The organism is Tenacibaculum mesophilum (genome assembly GCF_003867075.1).
Taxonomy (GTDB): Bacteria; Bacteroidota; Bacteroidia; order Flavobacteriales; family Flavobacteriaceae; genus Polaribacter; species Polaribacter mesophilus.
In genome coordinates this window covers 178,927-197,630 of the sequence record NZ_CP032544.1, presented here as the reverse complement: position 1 = coordinate 197,630, position 18,704 = coordinate 178,927, and the positions used below count along the sequence as shown (strand labels likewise).

The window sequence follows — 18,704 nt, the reverse complement described above, 5'->3', positions numbered from 1 at the left end:
CAGCTACAGCTCATACATAAAACGAAAGTAAAACTCCCTGTATAAAACCATTCTCTCCCCCTTTCTAAAAAAATCTAATTAACGTATCTTGCAGTCTTATTAAAAGACACCTATAATGCAAGACAAAAACTTACATACTTATATAAAAAATGTTGTTGAAAATATGCCAGCAGATTGGTTAAACCTAACCACGCACCGTCTGGATATTTATGTAGAAAAACTAGCCAAAACCCAGTTTTTAGAGCAGTTTGAAGATTTGTATAAAAACAACAATGCTACTGCTTCAGCGTTAAGCGAGTTACCAACTGCATACGATTATATTCGTTTAGGGCATCCGCTATCATCTATATTAGAGTGGACGATTGCCAAACTATACAACACTAAAGCAGCAAATGTAATTAGTTTTTCATCACAAACGGTTCCTGTTTTGGCTGTGTTAAGAGCGAATTTATTTGCTAATAAAAACACGCAAATAGTGTATACCAATGAAATTCCTAGCTTTTTTGATGCTGAAGTAATTAAAAATGTATACGGATATCAATTTGAACTAAAAAAAGTGGATAGTGTTGAAGCTATTCCTGAATTTGATGGTAGTACCGTATTGATTGTTGAACAAGAAGCTATTTGCAACTTTACGATTGTACCAAACGTTGATTTTTACATCAACACACACACAGAATTAGGAAGCTTTTTATTAGTTAACGGTGAGCAAAACGATTCTTATATTTCAGACATTCAACATGTAAGAAGAAGAGAAACTATTGCCATGACTCCTGCTAATTCGTTAAAAGCATTAAAAAGTCTTATCGATGAGCCGTATGAGGTTACAGTAACTGACGTAGCACAAAACAAAGCGAAGGTTGAAAAACTCATCAATGAAATTACCAACACCAGTACAAAAGCGTTAGTAGCTTCAAGTGGACTTTCAATACAATATGCCATTTTAATGGGATTGATTGACGATGCTATTGAAAACCATAAGGGAAAAGCGATTAAAATTGTAGTACCTCCAAACTGTTACGGTGGTACAAACGACCAAGCAAGACGTGTTGCTGCTTGTTTAAACAACGTAGACATTGTTGATTTACCTGTTGATGGAGACAACGACATGGTAGAGAGCATTGATACCGTATTAGCCAACATTGCAGCACAAGATGCGGTTCCGTATATCATTGCAGAAATTCCGACCAACCCAAGAGTAGAAGTACCTAACCTTACCGATTTAAGAGATGTTTTAAGTAAAAAACGTACGACTCCAACGGGTGAAACAGCCGTTGATCCTGTGTTTATTTTAGACCAAACTTTCTGTCCGAATGTTCACTTTTTAGGAGATACAGACATGTTAGCCAATATTAGAACTATTTCGTTTGCAAGTGGATCTAAATTCCCTAGTGGTGGAAAATGTACTGCTGGATACTGTGTTGGAAATAAAACAACCAACGCGTTAATCAAAAAAATAGAAAAGCACTTACACATTTGCGATAACGAGGCTACACCGCTTCAATACGAAATATTAGCTGCACAAATGCCTTCGATGACGCAACGAATTAGTGATGCTTATAAAAATACACGTGAATTTGTAAACTTTATTCATGAAGTATTACCTGGTGCTAAAATCAATTTTGTTTCAGAAGAACTAGCTGCGCAAGGATTTACACCATCAGTATTTTCGTTAGACCTTCCTACCAAAGGGAATACTGCGGAAGAAAAAGAAGCCTATAAAAGAGCCTTAAACTTAAAGCTTATCAATTTAATGATTACTAAAATTCCGAATGAAAGTAAGTATTGTGTAAGCTACGGACAGTTAAAAGGTTGTTACTGGACAATTCCTGCAACCTCAACACAAGGAACTACTAAAGAAGGTGATAAAGATTATATTGCTCGTGTAGCACTTTCTCCTAATATGGATTTAGCGCTTCATAAAAAAGTTTTCCTTGATTTTGTAAAAAGTATCTAAGAACTACAAAACGTCATTTCAACCGTAGGGAGAAATCAAAAAAATTCAGCATAGCTAAATCTTAACGATTGGAATTTCTCTATTAATAAATTTCTCCCTTCGGTCGAGATGATTCTTTTTGATCTACAAAATTCATTTATAAACTGTAAATTTACCGTCTTGAAAATAGCTATCGTCATATTAAACTGGAACGGAAAAAAGTTGCTTGAGCAATTTTTACCTTCTGTCATAACTTTTAGTTCAGAAGAAGCTGAAGTGTATGTTGCAGACAATGCTTCTACAGATGATTCTATTGCATTTGTAAAGCAACATTTTCCTACTGTAAAAATTGTACAGAACTCAGAAAATGGTGGTTATGCAAAAGGTTACAACGATGCGTTACAACATATTGATGCAGATGTATATTGTTTGGTAAATTCTGACATTGAGGTTACCGACAACTGGTTAACTCCCATTATTGGTACTTTTAAAAAGGAACCTAACACTGCTATTATCCAACCGAAGATTTTAGACTTTAAAGATAAATCGAAGTTTGAATATGCAGGTGCTGGTGGTGGCTTTATTGATGCTTTTGGATATCCGTATTGTCGTGGTCGTTTGTTTAGTGACTTAGAAACTGATAACGGACAATTTAACGATACTACTGAAATATTTTGGGCGTCTGGAGCTTGTTTTTTTATCCGCTCTGAAGTTTTTCATCAACTACAAGGTTTTGATGAAGATTTTTTTGCGCATCAAGAAGAGATTGATTTGTGTTGGCGCGTTAAAAATAGTGAGCATACTATAAAATATGTAGGAGCATCCATTGTATATCACGTAGGTGGGGCTACATTAGACACGTTAAACCCGAAGAAAACCTTTTTAAACTTCAGGAATAGTTTACTCAACCTAGTTAAAAACTTACCCTCTGCTAAATTATTCCCAATTATTCTTTCTCGTTTAATCTTAGACGGATTGGCTAGCTTTAAATTTTTATTGGAAGGGAAACCTAACCACTTATTTGCTATTTTAAAAGCTCATTTTAGTTTTTATATGCATCTTCCTAAATTCATAAAAAAGAGAAAAGAATCTCCTAAAAAACCAAATTACTACGAGCACACATCTGCGGTTTGGCAGTATTATGCTAAAGGAAGAAAAAAGTTTACCGAATTACGTTAATTTTTGCTCGTCCTTATAGATATAATAGAGTAAAAAGAAAACTGCTATTCCGCCGAAAGTATGCCATAACCAGTGCGTTCCCATGGGCAATACAACTACTTTATTATCTAATGTCCTAAATAGTAAAGCTATTCCAAAAACTGCTCCTCCATATACAATGTATTTTACATTTCTCCAACGGGTCTTATAAGCATACCATATTAACGGGGTTATTACAGCAAATGCTGTTACTGCATATCCAAACGATGTTCTATATCCTGAAGGTATTGGTAAAAATCGTGAAAAAATAGACACTAAAAGTATAGCTACAATTATCGCTAATCGTTCCCACCATTTCTTTTTAATTTTTCCTATGAAATAAATAATAGCTCCTAAACATACAATCATGATAGGAACCCAATCTAACAACAACCAAAATTCATGACTTCTTGTACCGTGAAACATGGTACCACCTATCCAACTGATGAATATTACTGGAATGGCAAACAAAAAAAATGGGTATTGTTTAGGGTTTTGATAAATTCTTCTTCCGAAGTAAATCAGTAGAACAATAAAAATTAAGTTGCTAAAAGTATTGAAAGGCTCAACAGGCAATCTGCCTGCTATGGTTTCTTGATATATTGGTCCGCTGTCGTTGGGGAATCTATCCAGTAAAAACATATATCCTTTTTCTATTCTGTACTAAGATAGGGATTGTGTTTTTAATTAAAAAGTGGTTTTGTAAAATTTCAACTAAACTTTTTATTACAAAATATCTAAGCTTCCTTTTCCTTCACGAATTACTTCTGGTTCATCAGTTGTTAAATCAATTACAGTAGATGCATGGTTATCTCCGTATCCTCCATCAACCACAACATCAACAATGTTCTGCCATTTCTCGAAAATTAATTCAGGATCGGTTGTATATTCTAATACTTCATCTTCATCATGAATAGATGTAGATACAATCGGGTTTCCTAAAGCTGCTACAATGGCTCTTGCTATATTATTATCGGGTACACGAATACCTACTGTTTTTCGTTTTTTATAAGCTTTTGGTAGTGAATTACTACCAGGTAATACAAAAGTATATGGACCTGGTAAAGCTCTTTTTAAAATTTTATAAGTTGCAGTATCTATTTGCTTTACGTAATCAGATAAATGGCTTAAGTCGTTACAAACAAACGAGAAGTTGGCTTTTTCTGGCTTTACTTTTTTTATTCTTGCTACTTTTTCTAGTGCTTTAGTATTGGTAATATCACAACCTAAACCATAAACAGTATCGGTTGGATATATAACTAACCCTCCATTTTGTAAAACTTTTACAATTTTTTCAATCTCTTTTGGATTGGGGTTGTCATTATACAGTTTTATAAATTGTGCCATAGCTTAGTAATTATCAAAGTCAAAATCGTCTAGGCTTTCAAAGTTATTAAATTCATCATCAATTTCATCATCTATATTTTTTGAAAGATCTTCTGCCTTAAATTCTTTTTCTGGAGCTTGATCTGGGATTTCTCCTACAGATAAGATCATTTTTGTTTCAGTAACTTCTTCATTTGACTGTTCTATTACCTCTACATAAAACGTCCACATTTGTAAGAAATCGTACACATAAATCAACTTATCGTGTTGGTTTGGTAAGGCTTCATGCAAAATACATGTTGCCATTGAAATTCCTTCTCCTGCTTCTGACATATTGAATAAAGGAATTTCTTCACCTTGATTCCAATCTTCATCAGTACGGTAAAAAGATGCCATTTCTTGTCCGTTAAAACCAAACGCTTTTGCAATATCAAAGTGTAGGTTTTCTAATGAAGCTTTTTCGTTTACTAACAGGGTTCGTATTACATCTTCTTTCGTATCTAAAATTACGCGTACTTTATACATTCTATCATTTTTTGTCAGTACAAAAATACGTATTTTTGGGTGATAATTTTTAGTTACCATGAATAAGCAAGCATCTCTTACAGTCTTAAACAGTTACAACAAAAACACCTTGATGGAAACTTTAGAAATAGAGTTTGTTGATGTAGGAGATGATTTTATTACAGCAAAAATGCCTGTGACATCTAAAGTACATCAACCCTATGGAATATTACATGGTGGTGCTACAGCTGCTTTAGCAGAATCGGTTGGTAGTTGTGCTTCTGCATTTTTTTTAAGAGACTCTAATAAAATTATCAAAGGAATTGAGCTGAGTATCAATCATGTAAAAAGTAAGAGAGAAGGACATGTTTTCGCTACTGCTAAGGCAATTCATAAAGGTAGAACTACACATTTGTGGGAAGTGAGAATTGTTGATGAGGATGACAATTTGATTTCACTTTGTAAGATTACCAATATTGTTTTAGATAAACAATAGCATGAAGTTGCTAAAAAAAATCTTAAAAACCGTTGGAATTGCTCTCTTTGTGCTTTTCCTTGTTTTATATTATTTATTCTGGAATTTTTCTGCTCCTAAATCTGATATAAAAGTACTTGAAAAATTTTCAGGAAGCTCTGCTATTCCCGTCCTTACTTATGAAAACTTTAAAGGGTTTGAGTACAGAAAGCTTTCAATCATAAAAGATACTACTTTACCTACACTGGTTTTTGTTCACGGAACGATAGGTTCTTCTACTGATTTTGTAAAATATATGAAGGATAGCGCATTGCTTAATAAAGCTAATATGATTTCATATGACAGAATTGGTTACAATTATCAAGACAAAAATCCGGTTCAAGAAAGTATTGCTTTTGAGCGTGACATGCTAAAGAATATTTTACATAATATTAACCCCGATAAAACGATTCTTGTAGGTTATTCTTATGGAGGACCTATTGCCTTAGCTATACAAGAAAAAGTTAGAAAAGTAATTTTGCTGGCTCCTGCTATATATAGTGAAGTAGAACCCATGCCATGGTCTTTAAATTTATATAAATGGAAAATTACTCGATGGTTGGTTCCTCCAATATGGCAAGAAGCGAGCAAAGAAAAGTTATCTCATAAACAAGATTTACAACTATTTGAAAACAACTGGAAATCTACCCCTAACAACATAGTAAGTATTCATGGAACTAATGATTGGATTGTACCTTTTGAAAACTCTTTATTTTTAAAAGAACAGTTTCCTGAAAATCAGTTTGAGTTAATTAGCGTTCCTGATGCTAGTCATGGATTTATTTGGAGTAAATTTGACACGATTAAAGAACATTTAATACAACAATTAGATTGAGTATTTTTTTAAACATAAAAGAAGCCTTCAACAAAGAATTACCTTTTGTTACTTACAGAAAGCCTAACAGTTCTATAATTAAAGGGTGGTTTCAACAAAACAACGATGTAATTACTTCTGAAAATTATAATGAGAGTGGATTTATTTTTGCTCCGTTTGACAGCAGAGAAAAAGCTATTTTAATTCCTAGAAATCAATCTACTTATGTTGAAGAAAAAGTTACTATTGACGATACTCAAACTAACAATAATAATCATGCTCCTGATACTGCTTCCGAAGAGAACCATATTCAACTGGTTGAAAAAGGAATAGCCGCTATTAAAAATCAGCAGTTTAAAAAAGTAGTTCTTTCCAGAAAAGAAAAAATTGAGTTATCAGATTTCAGCCTTATTAATACTTTTCAAAAACTTCTGAATAACTACCCAACAGCTTTTGTATATGTTTGGTATCATCCTAAAATTGGGTTATGGTTAGGAGCTACCCCAGAAACTTTAGTTAGTATTAAAGATAAAAATTTTACTACTATGGCTTTAGCGGGAACACAAGTTTACAATGGCACAACTAATGTTACTTGGCAGCCAAAAGAATTAGAAGAACAACAATTTGTAACTGACTACATCACTGATAGGTTATCTGATATTTCCTTAAACATTACAACATCTGGTATTGAAACTATAAAAGCGGGTAAATTACTCCATTTAAGAACCATTCTTAATGGAAAGTTAAAAACGAATACTGCTTCTTTAATCAAAAGCTTACATCCTACCCCTGCCGTTTGTGGAATGCCTTTAGAGGCTTCAAAACAATTTATTTTAAATAATGAAAACTATCACAGAAGCTTTTATACAGGTTTTTTAGGAGAATTAAATACCGACAATAAGGAAAGTCATTTATTTGTTAATCTTCGTTGTATGGAGGTTTCTAACAATACTGTGTATATTTATGTTGGAGGTGGAATTACAAACGACAGTAATACTATAAAAGAATGGCAAGAAACAGTAGCAAAAACTACTACTATGAAAAAAGTTTTATAGGAAAAACACCTACTCTACAAAATACTTTACCCCAAAACAAACATAACCTGCTGAAATTCAGTTTTTTTTTATTATATTTAGGTGAACTCAAAACTCGCTTTCCTATGAAACAAAAATTACTTAGGATTAACCAGCGTGAAGACAAACTTAATAGTAGAGTGGGTAGAACTTTAACTTATAAGCAGCTGGTTGAATTCGCATCAAAACTACCAAACAAAATAAAATCGCTTATGTAAAAAATAAAACCACCAATTGCTGTGCAACAATTGGCAGTTTTCTAAGTGTAAATTGAATTTGAATTGATTTTTTTCTGCACATTATCATCTCTAAACACAAGTAATATCACTTGTGTTTAGAGTTATGCATAACAGTTTCTTCTGTTAAATATCGTCGAAAGAAACGTCTGTAAAGCTTTCTGTAGAAGCTACTTCTGTAGTTACGTTTTCTTCTTTTTTATAGTCTTTTTGATGACGTTCACTTATAACTTCAGATCCTTTTTCGTTTACAATAAAGTCTGTTGCCTTGTTCAACATCTCTTTAAAATCACTAAAATCCTCTTTATATAAGTAAATTTTATGTTTTTGATAATGAAAAGAACCATCATCATGAGTAAACTTCTTACTCTCAGTCACTGTTAAATAATAATCATCTGCCTTTGTAGATCTAACATCAAAAAAATATGTTCTTCTTCCTGCTCTTAAAACCTGTGAAAAGATTTCCTCTTGTTCTACTCTCTCGCTCATAATTCGTTACTTAAAATAATAGTTGGTTATTTAAATTTTCTCAATAAATCTAACAAAATATTTGACTTGACAATACGAAATGCTATATTTCTTTTTCTAAAAGCTGTTGTTCGTATAAATCTTTATAATACCCTTTTTCTTTTACTAATTGATTGTGAACACCTTGCTGAATAATCTTTCCTTCATCTAATATTATTATTTTATCTGCATTTTTTGCAGATGATACCCTATGGCTTATTATTATCGTTGTTTTATCACTAGAAACTCTTTCTAAATTTGATAAAATTTTCTCTTCAGTCTCAGTATCTACAGCTGATAGACAATCGTCAAAAATTAAAATTTTAGGATCTTTTATAATGGCTCTTGCTATAGAAGTTCGTTGCTTTTGCCCTCCAGAAAGCGTAACACCACGCTCTCCTAAAATAGTTTTATAGCCTTGTTTAAAATCGATAATATTATCGTGTATAACCGCGTTTTTGGCTGCTTCTATAATTTCTTCTTCTGTAGCGTCTTCTTTTCCAAATTTTATATTGTTTTCAATGGTATCTGAAAACAAGAACGGTTCTTGCGGCACAAAACCAATTTGATTTCTTAGATCATATAAATTGCAGGTTTTAATATCTTTTCCGTCCATTAATACAGTCCCTCCTGTAGTATCATACAAACGTGAAACTAAGTTGATTATAGATGACTTACCACTTCCTGTTTTTCCTAATATTGCTAGTGTTTCTCCTTTTTCTACCTTAAAACTTACATCTTTTAACGCTGTGATATTTGTGTCTTCATAGGCTAAAGAAACATGATTAAACTCAATATCTCCTTCAATGATAGTTTCTCCTTCATTTGCATTTTCAATTTCAGGAACTTGTTCTAAAAATTCATTAATTCTTTCTTGAGAAGCTTCAGCCTGCTGCACCATTGAAGTTACCCAACCAACTACAGCTACTGGCCATGTTAAAATATTTACATACATAACAAAAGCACCAATGGCTCCTACTTTAATTTCTTCATTAATATATAAAGTACCACCAACATACAAAACAATGATATTACTAATTCCTATTAATAAAATCATTAATGGAAAAAATAACGCTTGTACTTTATATAGGTTTATATTTTTATCTTTACTAGCATCTGCCAACGTATCGAAGTTATTAATCACAGCGCTTTCTATTGCATATGATTTTACTACATTAATACCAGAGAAAAACTCCTGATTAAACGTTGTTAATTTTGAAAGGTATTGCTGAACTACTGTACTTCGTTTATTAATCTGCTTGCTTAAAATAAATACTGATACTGATAAAACAGGAAAAGGTATCATTGTATACAAGGTGAGCTTTGGTGATATTGCATACATTTGAGTAAAACCGACTGCAAAAGACACTAACATATTTAATGAATACATGATAGCTGGTCCAAAATACATACGAACTTTAGAAACATCTTCACTAATACGGTTCATTAAATCACCAGTTCTATTTTGTTTGTAAAAATTAAGTGACAGTCGTTGATATTGCTGATAAATTTCATTTTTTAAATCAAACTCTATTAATCGAGACATTACAATTATAGTTTGACGCATTAAGAATGTAAAGAAACCACCTAACAGTGTTACCCCTACTATAAGCAAAATATTTGTAAAAAGGATACTTTTAACTTCTGATATTTCAGTTATTTTACCTAATTGATAATCTTCCACAACATTTAAAGAAGTTAACACATAATTAGGCACTTTTAATGTAAATATTTTAGCTAATACAGTTATAAAAACTCCTAATAATAACCTCCATTTGTATTTAACAAAGTACTTGTTTAAGTATTGTAATGCTTTCAATTCTATTTTATTATAAAAATTAAACTTTATAAAAGGGTCTTGTTAAAGATACCTTAATTGAGACCTCTTTTTTTGCTTATGTTTTAACGATTTCTTACTTTTGTCATCTAATTTTTGAGATTACCCAAATCATCTCAAATAAAAAAACAAAACAAATGACATCAGAAATCATTGATACTAAAGATCTTAAGAATGACCCAGTGTTCGGTCAGTTATCTTTTGACAATCACGAGCAAATCGTTTTTTGCAACGACGAAGATACAGGTTTAAAAGCAATTATCGGTATCCACAATACAACTTTAGGGCCTGCTTTAGGAGGTACTAGAATGTGGCAATATAGAAGTGAATGGGAAGCTTTAAACGATGTGTTACGTTTGTCTCGTGGTATGACTTACAAATCTGCTGTTACTGGATTAAACCTTGGAGGTGGTAAAGCAGTTATTATTGGTGATGCTAAAACTCAAAAAAATGACGCTTTAATGCGTAAATTTGGTGAGTTTGTTAATTCTTTAAGTGGAAAATATATTACTGCTGAAGATGTAGGAATGGAAACCCGTGACATGGATATAATCCGTGAAGTTACTCCACATGTAACAGGTGTTTCTGAAAGTATTGGAGGCTCTGGAAACCCTTCTCCTGTAACAGCTTATGGTGTTTACATGGGAATGAAAGCTGCAGCTAAATACAAGTTTGGAACTGATAACTTAGACGGTAAAAAAGTATTAGTTCAAGGTGTTGGTCATGTTGGAGAAACTTTAGTTAAACACATTACCGACGAAGGAGCTCAAGTTATTTTAAACGATATTAACGAGGCTCGTTTAGAAGAATTAAGTAAAAAATATGGTGCAAACGTAGTGTTAGGAAATGACATTTTTGGATTAGATGTTGATATTTACGCTCCATGTGCTTTAGGTGCTACTATTAATGATGAAAGTATCGCTCAATTAAAAGCTAAGGTAATTGCAGGTGCTGCTAACAACCAATTAGCAAATGAATTAAAACACGGTACAATGTTAAAAGAAAAGGGAATTGCTTATGCTCCTGATTTCTTAATTAACGCTGGTGGAATTATTAATGTATATGCTGAAGTTGTTGGTTACGATAAAGCTGAGAGCTTAAAAAGAACTGAAAACATTTACAATACTACATTAGAAATTTTTAATTTATCAGAAAAAGAGAATATCACTACACATCAAGCTGCTTTCAATATTGCACAAGCAAGAATTGATGCTCGCAAAAAAGAGCAAAATAGCTAGATAAAAAATAAAAAAGTTTTACTTTTGCAGAGCGTTAGAAATAGTTTCTATCGCTCTTTTTTTTAAAGTTCTTTAGAATGATTAACAGAAGACATATTCGTGTTAAAGTAATGCAGTCGGTTTATGCGATGCAGCAATCGCATAGCGATGATTTAGTTAAGGAAGAAAAATTCTTAAAACACAGCATTCAAAAAATGTACGATTTGTACGTTTTAAACCTTCAATTATTAGTTGAAGTACAAAAATTAGCTCGTAAGAGAATAGAGCTTTCTAAAAAGAAAATACTAGCTACAAAAGAGGAACTCAACCCAAATACAAAATTTATAGACAATAAACTTTTAAACTCACTTAATGAAAGTGTAAGTTTAGAAGGGTATGTTGAGCTTAACAAGCTTAATTATTGGGATCTTGATGATGAGTATGTAAAAATCTTATTAGATGAATTACAAAGAAGTGACCTTTATAAAAAGTACATGGACACTGTTGAAAACTCTTACAACATAGATAAAGCCTTTGTCATTGACTTTTTTAGAGATATAGTAGCCCCTAATGAAAAGTTAGCTGATTATTTTGAAGATAAAATGATTTCTTGGGTTGATGATATTCCTTTTGTAAATACTTGGATTCTTAAATCTTTAAACAAACAAAAAGTAAATAAGCCTTTCATATTAGGTAGTTTGTATAAAGACAATGATGATAAAGTTTTTGTTTCTGATTTGTTTACAAAAACAATGTTACATCAACACAAATACGAAGAGGACATTAAAGAGAAAACTCCTAACTGGGAAGCTGATAGGATTGCTGATATTGATATGATTATTATTAAAATGGCTATTACAGAATTTTTACACTTCCCTTCAATTCCAAGTAGAGTTACCATAAATGAATATATTGAGTTAGCAAAAGATTATTCAACAAACAAAAGTGGTTACTTTATTAATGGAGTTTTAGATAAATTAGCCAAAGACTATCTAAGTTCAAATAAGATGGTTAAAATAGGTAGAGGTTTATTATAATAAATTAGTATTTTTACAACAAACTAAAAATATTTTAAAATGAAGAAAATAGCAGTAATGGTAGCATTTGTTGTTTCTGCAGGAATGTTAGTTTCGTGCGGACAGGGGAATGCTTCATCAAAAGTTAAAAAAGAAAATCTTGAAAAAGCAGAAAAAAGAGATAGCTCTATAGGTTTAGGAGCTCCTGTGATTTCTTTCGATAAAGAAGAATTTGACTTTGGTACTGTTAACGAAGGTGAAGTTGTTAAAACCACTTTCGTAGTAACAAATACTGGTAAGAGTGATTTAATTATTACAAATGCGCAGGCATCTTGTGGTTGTACTGTTCCTGAATGGCCAAAAGAAGCTATTGCTCCTGGTAAAACAGGAAATATTAAAGTTAGCTTCAATACCAATGGTAGAGTTAACAAACAATCTAAATCTATTACTTTAACTACCAACACAGAAAAAGGAAGAGAAATTATTAAAATTTCTGGAATGGTAACCCCAAAAAACAATAACTCATAATGTTCGAAACTATCTTCTTACAAGCTAGCTCTCAAGAAAGCTTAATGAATATGCTTCCTTTTGTAGCAATGATTGCTGTTTTTTACTTTTTAATTATTCGTCCACAAATGAGACGTCAAAAAAAAGAAAAACTATTTCAAGCAGAAATTAAAAAAGGAGCTAAAATAGTTACCACCAGTGGAATTCATGGTAAAATTGTAGAAATTAATGATACCGATAACACCGTTACTATTGAAACAGGAGCTGGTAAAATAAAGTTTGAACGTTCAGCCATTTCTATGGAAATGAGTAAAAAACATACTTCAGAAGCTAAAAAATAAAAGAGATTAATTTTATAAAAAAAGTGGGCTTAAGAGCCCACTTTTTTCTTTTTTTAGTAGATTGCACTAATAAACAATTTCTTGAAAACAAAATTTAACATACCTAAAACATTTTTTGGCTTTTTAACCGTATCTATATTTTTCTGGTTGCTTATTAATTTATCAAAGGAGTATAATACAACTATAGTATATGATATTGAATACACACAACTTCCGCAACAAAAAACATTAATAGAAACACCAATAAAAAAAATTCCTTTAAAATTAAAAAGTAGTGGATACAATCTTTTAATTACTAGTATTAACCATACCCCCATTAAACTAGACCTAAAAAAAGCTTCAAAAAAAAGGGGTACAAATTACTATTTTTTATCGAAAAACCTTTTTAATGAAATTCAAGAACAACTAAAATCAAATATTGAATTAATTAAAATAGAAAAAGACACCATTCCTTTAAAAATTGGTTTTCTCAGCTCAAAAAAAGTTCCCTTAAAACCAAATTTAAACATTTCTTTTCAGCTAGGATATGACTTTTCTAAACCCATAACAATTGTACCTGACAGTGTTTTAATCTCTGGTGATGAAGCCTATGTTACTGAGACTAATTTTTTAAATTTAAAAAACATTACATTAGAAAACTTATCTAAAAATACTAGTATCAACTCTTCTATTATTTTACCGAAAGACTTAAAGCTTAAATTGAGTCATTCTACTGCACAAATTAACATTGCTGTTGATAAATTTACAGAAGGTGAAATTGAAGTTCCTATTTTTGTTAAAAATGCACCCAAAGGAATTAATATATTCCCCAAAAAGGTTAAGGTTATATACAAAGTGGGCTTGCAAAACTTTAATGACATTACCTCCGATTTATTTATAGTTGAATGTGATTATTTACAATCTAAAAAAAAAGAAATAAACTATCTTATTCCTAAAATAAAAGACATCCCTAAAACGGTAGATTTAGTGAGAATAGTTCCAGAAAAAGTTGATTTTTTAATATACAAATAGCATGGTAATAGGTTTAACAGGAGGAATTGGTAGTGGAAAATCTACTGTAATTAATATCTTTTCAGAATTTGAAAATATTGCTATTTATATTGCTGATGATGAAGCCAAAAAGTTAATGAACACATCAAAAAGGATAAAAGAACAATTAATCACTGAATTTGGAGAGGAAGTATATATAAACCACAAACTAAATAGGCCTTATTTAGCCTCAATAGTTTTTAATAACAAGAAAAAGTTAGCTATTCTTAATGCTATTGTACACCCTGCTGTTAACAAACATTTGCAACAGTTCTTAAAAAAAAATAGTATTAAAGATTATATATTATACGAAAATGCAATTCTTTTCGAAAACGGAAGTGACTCTTTTTGTGATAAAATAATTACAATAACCGCTCCAGAGCATATAAGAATTGAACGCGTTATCAAAAGAGATAGGACTACAATACAAGAGGTAAAAAATAGAATTAAAAACCAATGGAGTGAAACAAAAAAAATACTACAATCTAATTATTTAATTAACAATATTTCACTATTAAAAACAAAAGATGAAGTATTAAAAATCCATAATTATTTAACAAAAAGTAGAAAATAATTTACGTTTCAATAACCTTTTATGTTAAAATTGTCTTAATTTTATAGTAAGTTTGTTAATCTAAGTTAAAAGATTATACGCCTAAAATTTATTAATTTATTTTTGAGTAATGGGCAAGAAAATTTTTATTCTCATTGTTGTTTTAATGAGTATTTCTCTAATAGGTATCATCTCCATTCAAGTATATTGGATAAATGATGCTATTAAAAATAAAAAGGAACAATTTAAAAATAATGTAAAAATTGCTTTAGCTCGTACCTCCGAAAATATTAAGGAAAGAGAGTATTTAGAATTTAAGCAAAATTATAAAGATTATTTTGAAAACAATAAACTCAGAACAGACGCAGAAATAACAACTTTTCTTTTCCAACAAGTTGATACTGTAAGTAAAAAAAAGTTTTCATTTGGTAGTACTATTTTAGAAGAAAGTATTAAAATGCCTAACGAGTTTGTTGATAATGATTCTATCATTATAAAACGTTACTCAGGAAAAGAAGATATTTATTTTTCACAAATAATAAAATCTGAAAACAAAGATTTTAAACCTTTTTTAGACGAAAATCGTTATTCTTCTTTCAGAACATATAACACATGGAATGATGAAGTTATGGAACATGCTTTTAGAAGAAGTAAAGCTGTGTTTCCTATTAATCAAAGAATAAGTAATAAGGAGCTAAGTAATACTTTAGAGGAAGAGTTTGCTAAAATGAATATTACACAAGATTTTAAATATGTTGTTTATGAAGATGGTTTAGCTACTCAATTAAAATCTGGGTATTTTAATATACAACCAGAGGATATTAATTACCCTTTACTAGAAGATGAAGACGGAAATAGCAATTATAAGCTATATGTTAAGTTTCCTAATGAAAAAAAGAACCTGTTATCAGGTATGATGAAAATATTGATACTATCTTTATTTTTTATAGGAATTATTATTGCTGCTTTTTCCACCTCATTGTATCAGTTAATTCGCCAAAAAAAGATTTCTGAAATAAAAACAGATTTCATTAACAATATGACACATGAGTTTAAAACACCTATTGCTACCATAAACTTGGCTTTAGATGCTATTAAAAACCCAAGAATTATATCAGATGAAGAAAAGGTGAAACGGTATGTTCAAATGATTCGTGATGAAAACAAACGAATGCACGGGCAGGTAGAAAATGTATTACGAATTTCAAGGTTAGAAAAAAATCAAATAGAAATTAGTAAGGATGCAGTAGACATGCACGATATAATTGAAGAAGCTGTTGAACATATACAACTATTAACTGATGATAAAAAAGGAAGTGTTACAACGCACCTCAAAGCTATTTCTTCTGAAGTACTTGGTAATCAGTTTCATCTAACAAATGTAGTTGTTAACATGTTGGAAAATGCTTTAAAATATTCTGAAAGTGCACCTAAAATAGATGTATTTTCTGAAAACACAAATAAATACTTTATCTTTAAGATTAAAGACGAAGGTATAGGAATGAGCAGAAATGCTCAAAAGTATGTGTTCGATAAATTTTACAGAGAACATAAAGGGAATATACACAATGTAAAAGGTCATGGATTAGGTTTAGCTTATGTAAAAGAAATCATAGACAGTCACCAAGGTACCGTTTACGTTGAAAGTGAAAAAGGGAAAGGAAGCACATTTACAGTTAAATTACCATTAATATAAAATATTAAGAAATGGGGAGTAAAAAAATATTATTAGTAGAAGACGATCCTAATTTTGGAACAGTTCTTAAAGATTATTTAGCATTAAATGATTACAATGTTACACATGCTAAAGACGGAATAGATGGTTTAATTATGTTTAAAAATGCAGAATATGACTTATGTATTTTAGATGTAATGATGCCACGTAAAGATGGTTTTTCTTTAGCTGAAGACATTCGTTCAACTAACAAAGAAATTCCTATTATCTTCTTAACTGCAAAAACATTAAAAGAAGATGTTTTAAAAGGGTATCAAGTTGGTGCAGACGATTACTTAAATAAACCTTTTGATTCTGAAGTTTTATTACATAAAATTAAAGCAATTTTACAACGTAAAGAAACAGAAAAGACAAACGACAGTGATGAATTTGAGTTTAAAATTGGGTCTTTTGATTTTAACTCTAAACTACGTCATTTAATATATAAAGGTGGAGAACCTCAAAAGTTATCACCTAAAGAAAGTAAACTTTTACGAATGTTAGCTGTGCATAAAAATGACTTAATGCCACGTGAATTGGCGTTGACAAAGATTTGGCGAGATGACAACTATTTTACTTCTCGTAGTATGGATGTATACATTGCTAAACTTCGTAAATACCTGAAGAATGATGAAAATGTAGAAATTTTAAATATACATGGTGAAGGATTTAGGTTAATTGATAACAAATAATGTCATTTTAAATAAGAAAAGCTTAGGGTTTACCTAAGCTTTTTTTATTATCTATCCTATTTGTTTTCTAACTACGCTCTAATGATTTATCAACAGTACTGTACTTTCCGTTATAACTCCCTGTTACTACACTTCCATTAGCCTTTTTAACTTTGAATTCTAATGAAATATTAGTTTCATTAATTGAATTTATAGTTAAAGTAACTTCATCTCCTGTTTCATACTCCATTAACAATTGCTCATTATCATACTCTCCTAAAAACTCTCCATCCGTCATAAATTCATACCATAAACTGTCTGTTGTATAAGTTTTTGAAGTTAAGCCTTTATCACGAACAGTAATTGTAAATAAATCCACCTCAGTTAAAGCTGTACCAGAGTTTCGAGCAGCTTCTATATATTCTTCAGTAACATTCAATAAGTGTAAGAATACAGAAGGCGTATCTCCTTTCATGAATTTCTCTACCAAAATTGATTCTATCGAATAATTTTCACCTTCAATTATAAATTGATTTGGTGTTTCTTGAACATCATCAGATGAACAGCTTACATAAAAAACAGTTGTTAAAATAATTGCTAATAAGTAGTTTATTTTTTTCATAATTGTATAATTTGACATGCAAAACTACCTTAGTTTTAAAGCATCTAGTTAAATTTACTTCTGAATATATCATGTATTTTTCTAAAAAGCTAAACTTTCCTTTTAAACTATTTTCTACTACTTTTTTTATACATTGTAACAATAATTTACATCAATCGTCAAATACATATAATCAACAAAAACCAAAATAGCTTGGAAACAATTTTATCTATTCGAAACCTCGATAAAAAATACGGAAAAGTTCATGCCGTAAACAATCTTTCCTTCGATATACAAAAAGGCACAGTGTACGGAATTTTAGGACCTAACGGAAGTGGTAAATCTACTACTTTAGGTATTATTTTAAATGTAGTAAACAAAACCTCAGGGAGTTTTAGCTGGTTCAATGGAAACTTATCTACACATGAAGCATTAAAAAAAGTAGGAGCTATCATTGAACGCCCTAATTTTTACCCGTACATGAGCGCCGTTCAAAACTTGCAGTTAATTTGTAAAATTAAAGGAGTTTCGTACGATAAAATTGAAGAAAAACTCAAGATTGTTAATCTTTTTGAACGTAGAAATAGTAAGTTTAAAACTTACTCTTTAGGAATGAAACAGCGCTTAGCTATCGCTTCTGCCCTATTAAATGATCCAGAAATTTTGATTTTGGACGAACCTACAAACGGACTTGACCCACAAGGAATTCACGAGATTCGTCAAATAATTAAAGAAATTGCTAAAAATGGTACTACAATTTTACTAGCCTCTCACTTACTCGATGAAGTTGAAAAAGTATGTTCTCATGTAGTCGTAATAAGAAATGGTATAAAATTATATAGCGGTAGAGTTGATGAGATGACTGCTTCCAATGGATTTTTTGAACTTCAAGCAGATAATCAAGAAATACTTACTCAGCTTTTAGAAAATCATCCAGCAATAGGAAACATCAAAGAAGAAAATGGAATTTTAATAGCTAGTCTAGCTTCAGAATTATCTGCTTCAGAAATTAATACATTTTTATTTGACAAAGGAATTTCTCTTTCTCACTTAGTGAAACGTAAACCTAGTTTAGAGCAACAATTCTTAGACCTTACCAACAACCAATAAA

General features: G+C 30.8%; 20 protein-coding genes. 14 read left to right on the top strand and 6 right to left on the bottom strand.

Annotated features, from left to right (window positions below):
• The first annotated feature begins 115 nt into the window (after positions 1-115).
• Positions 116-1,957: a PLP-dependent aminotransferase family protein gene (locus D6200_RS00990; RefSeq protein ID WP_073181240.1), complete on the top strand. Its 1,842-nt coding sequence runs from the start codon at positions 116-118 to the stop codon at positions 1,955-1,957.
• Between the two features lie 159 nt (positions 1,958-2,116).
• The gene (locus D6200_RS00985) at positions 2,117-3,115 is read left to right on the top strand and encodes a glycosyltransferase family 2 protein (RefSeq protein ID WP_073181242.1); all 999 of its coding nucleotides are present in this window, start codon (positions 2,117-2,119) and stop codon (positions 3,113-3,115) included.
• Here the strand turns inward: D6200_RS00985 and D6200_RS00980 are convergent.
• From D6200_RS00980 to D6200_RS00970, 3 genes are all read right to left on the bottom strand, one after another.
• Positions 3,107-3,775, bottom strand: a complete 669-nt coding sequence (locus D6200_RS00980) for a ceramidase domain-containing protein (protein WP_073181244.1) — start codon at positions 3,773-3,775, stop codon at positions 3,107-3,109. The genes D6200_RS00985 and D6200_RS00980 overlap by 9 nt on opposite strands.
• Before the next feature lie 84 nt (positions 3,776-3,859).
• Positions 3,860-4,480 carry an L-threonylcarbamoyladenylate synthase gene (locus D6200_RS00975; RefSeq protein WP_073181246.1) on the bottom strand — a complete coding sequence of 207 codons (621 nt, stop codon included), beginning with the start codon at positions 4,478-4,480 and terminating at the stop codon, positions 3,860-3,862.
• A gap of 3 nt (positions 4,481-4,483) precedes the next feature.
• Positions 4,484-4,984 (bottom strand): IS1096 element passenger TnpR family protein, encoded by a 501-nt coding sequence (locus D6200_RS00970; RefSeq protein WP_047789379.1) that lies wholly within the window; start codon positions 4,982-4,984, stop codon positions 4,484-4,486.
• Positions 4,985-5,042: 58 nt separating this feature from the next.
• On the opposite strand from D6200_RS00970, the gene D6200_RS00965 reads away from it, so the two are divergent.
• Genes D6200_RS00965 through D6200_RS00955 form a run of 3 tightly spaced genes read left to right on the top strand, consistent with a single transcriptional unit; the run spans position 5,043 to position 7,346 of the window.
• A complete protein-coding gene (locus tag D6200_RS00965) occupies positions 5,043-5,459 on the top strand; it encodes a PaaI family thioesterase (protein WP_073181248.1) in 417 nt (138 codons plus the stop codon).
• A gap of 1 nt (position 5,460) precedes the next feature.
• A complete protein-coding gene (locus D6200_RS00960; protein WP_073181250.1) occupies positions 5,461-6,312 on the top strand; it encodes an alpha/beta fold hydrolase in 852 nt (283 codons plus the stop codon).
• Positions 6,309-7,346 (top strand): chorismate-binding protein, encoded by a 1,038-nt coding sequence (locus tag D6200_RS00955; protein WP_073181252.1) that lies wholly within the window; start codon positions 6,309-6,311, stop codon positions 7,344-7,346. Before D6200_RS00960 ends, D6200_RS00955 begins: the two co-directional genes overlap by 4 nt.
• 380 nt (positions 7,347-7,726) lie before the next feature.
• Here D6200_RS00955 and D6200_RS00950 read toward each other — a convergent pair whose 3' ends face one another.
• Complete coding sequence (locus tag D6200_RS00950; protein ID WP_047789260.1) at positions 7,727-8,089, bottom strand: PUR family DNA/RNA-binding protein; 363 nt, start codon at positions 8,087-8,089, stop codon at positions 7,727-7,729.
• An 82-nt stretch (positions 8,090-8,171) separates the two neighbouring features.
• Positions 8,172-9,926, bottom strand: coding sequence for an ABC transporter ATP-binding protein (locus tag D6200_RS00945; protein WP_073181254.1), 1,755 nt, complete (start codon positions 9,924-9,926; stop codon positions 8,172-8,174).
• Positions 9,927-10,081: 155 nt separating this feature from the next.
• On the opposite strand from D6200_RS00945, the gene D6200_RS00940 reads away from it, so the two are divergent.
• The 8 genes from D6200_RS00940 to D6200_RS00905 all read left to right on the top strand — a co-directional run bounded on the left by D6200_RS00940 (position 10,082) and on the right by D6200_RS00905 (position 17,013).
• Positions 10,082-11,182: a Glu/Leu/Phe/Val family dehydrogenase gene (locus D6200_RS00940; protein WP_047789262.1), complete on the top strand. Its 1,101-nt coding sequence runs from the start codon at positions 10,082-10,084 to the stop codon at positions 11,180-11,182.
• 77 nt (positions 11,183-11,259) lie between these two features.
• The gene (nusB, locus tag D6200_RS00935) at positions 11,260-12,198 is read left to right on the top strand and encodes a transcription antitermination factor NusB (RefSeq protein ID WP_047789263.1); all 939 of its coding nucleotides are present in this window, start codon (positions 11,260-11,262) and stop codon (positions 12,196-12,198) included.
• Positions 12,199-12,237: 39 nt separating this feature from the next.
• Positions 12,238-12,705 carry a DUF1573 domain-containing protein gene (locus D6200_RS00930; protein ID WP_047789264.1) on the top strand — a complete coding sequence of 156 codons (468 nt, stop codon included), beginning with the start codon at positions 12,238-12,240 and terminating at the stop codon, positions 12,703-12,705.
• Positions 12,705-13,025, top strand: coding sequence for a preprotein translocase subunit YajC (gene yajC / locus D6200_RS00925; protein ID WP_047789265.1), 321 nt, complete (start codon positions 12,705-12,707; stop codon positions 13,023-13,025). The genes D6200_RS00930 and yajC overlap by 1 nt, the downstream gene beginning before the upstream one ends.
• A gap of 81 nt (positions 13,026-13,106) precedes the next feature.
• Entirely contained in the window at positions 13,107-14,036 is a 930-nt protein-coding gene (locus D6200_RS00920) for a YbbR-like domain-containing protein (protein ID WP_047789266.1), read from the top strand.
• Position 14,037: 1 nt separating this feature from the next.
• Positions 14,038-14,628 (top strand): dephospho-CoA kinase, encoded by a 591-nt coding sequence (gene coaE, locus D6200_RS00915; RefSeq protein ID WP_073181256.1) that lies wholly within the window; start codon positions 14,038-14,040, stop codon positions 14,626-14,628.
• A gap of 109 nt (positions 14,629-14,737) precedes the next feature.
• Positions 14,738-16,303, top strand: a complete 1,566-nt coding sequence (locus tag D6200_RS00910; protein WP_047789268.1) for a sensor histidine kinase — start codon at positions 14,738-14,740, stop codon at positions 16,301-16,303.
• Between the two features lie 11 nt (positions 16,304-16,314).
• The gene (locus tag D6200_RS00905) at positions 16,315-17,013 is read left to right on the top strand and encodes a response regulator transcription factor (RefSeq protein ID WP_047789269.1); all 699 of its coding nucleotides are present in this window, start codon (positions 16,315-16,317) and stop codon (positions 17,011-17,013) included.
• Between the two features lie 67 nt (positions 17,014-17,080).
• Here the strand turns inward: D6200_RS00905 and D6200_RS00900 are convergent, their stop codons facing one another.
• On the bottom strand, positions 17,081-17,614 hold the full coding sequence (locus D6200_RS00900) for a hypothetical protein (RefSeq protein ID WP_073181258.1): 534 nt from the start codon (positions 17,612-17,614) through the stop codon (positions 17,081-17,083).
• 192 nt (positions 17,615-17,806) lie between these two features.
• Here D6200_RS00900 and D6200_RS00895 point away from each other — a divergent pair, with 192 nt between their 5' ends.
• Positions 17,807-18,703: an ABC transporter ATP-binding protein gene (locus D6200_RS00895; protein ID WP_073181260.1), complete on the top strand. Its 897-nt coding sequence runs from the start codon at positions 17,807-17,809 to the stop codon at positions 18,701-18,703.
• Position 18,704 lies beyond the last annotated feature (1 nt).

What these genes read in the sequence shown, in the direction of transcription:
- D6200_RS00990 (WP_073181240.1), top strand. Translation starts at nt 116, where the DNA reads ATGCAAGACAAAAACTTACATACTTATATAAAAAATGTTGTTGAAAAT.
- D6200_RS00980 (WP_073181244.1), bottom strand. Translation starts at nt 3,775, where the DNA reads ATGTTTTTACTGGATAGATTCCCCAACGACAGCGGACCAATATATCAA.
- D6200_RS00975 (WP_073181246.1), bottom strand. Translation starts at nt 4,480, where the DNA reads ATGGCACAATTTATAAAACTGTATAATGACAACCCCAATCCAAAAGAG.
- D6200_RS00970 (WP_047789379.1), bottom strand. Translation starts at nt 4,984, where the DNA reads ATGTATAAAGTACGCGTAATTTTAGATACGAAAGAAGATGTAATACGA.
- D6200_RS00965 (WP_073181248.1), top strand. Translation starts at nt 5,043, where the DNA reads ATGAATAAGCAAGCATCTCTTACAGTCTTAAACAGTTACAACAAAAAC.
- D6200_RS00960 (WP_073181250.1), top strand. Translation starts at nt 5,461, where the DNA reads ATGAAGTTGCTAAAAAAAATCTTAAAAACCGTTGGAATTGCTCTCTTT.
- D6200_RS00950 (WP_047789260.1), bottom strand. Translation starts at nt 8,089, where the DNA reads ATGAGCGAGAGAGTAGAACAAGAGGAAATCTTTTCACAGGTTTTAAGA.
- D6200_RS00940 (WP_047789262.1), top strand. Translation starts at nt 10,082, where the DNA reads ATGACATCAGAAATCATTGATACTAAAGATCTTAAGAATGACCCAGTG.
- nusB (WP_047789263.1), top strand. Translation starts at nt 11,260, where the DNA reads ATGATTAACAGAAGACATATTCGTGTTAAAGTAATGCAGTCGGTTTAT.
- D6200_RS00930 (WP_047789264.1), top strand. Translation starts at nt 12,238, where the DNA reads ATGAAGAAAATAGCAGTAATGGTAGCATTTGTTGTTTCTGCAGGAATG.
- yajC (WP_047789265.1), top strand. Translation starts at nt 12,705, where the DNA reads ATGTTCGAAACTATCTTCTTACAAGCTAGCTCTCAAGAAAGCTTAATG.
- coaE (WP_073181256.1), top strand. Translation starts at nt 14,038, where the DNA reads ATGGTAATAGGTTTAACAGGAGGAATTGGTAGTGGAAAATCTACTGTA.
- D6200_RS00910 (WP_047789268.1), top strand. Translation starts at nt 14,738, where the DNA reads ATGGGCAAGAAAATTTTTATTCTCATTGTTGTTTTAATGAGTATTTCT.
- D6200_RS00905 (WP_047789269.1), top strand. Translation starts at nt 16,315, where the DNA reads ATGGGGAGTAAAAAAATATTATTAGTAGAAGACGATCCTAATTTTGGA.
- D6200_RS00900 (WP_073181258.1), bottom strand. Translation starts at nt 17,614, where the DNA reads ATGAAAAAAATAAACTACTTATTAGCAATTATTTTAACAACTGTTTTT.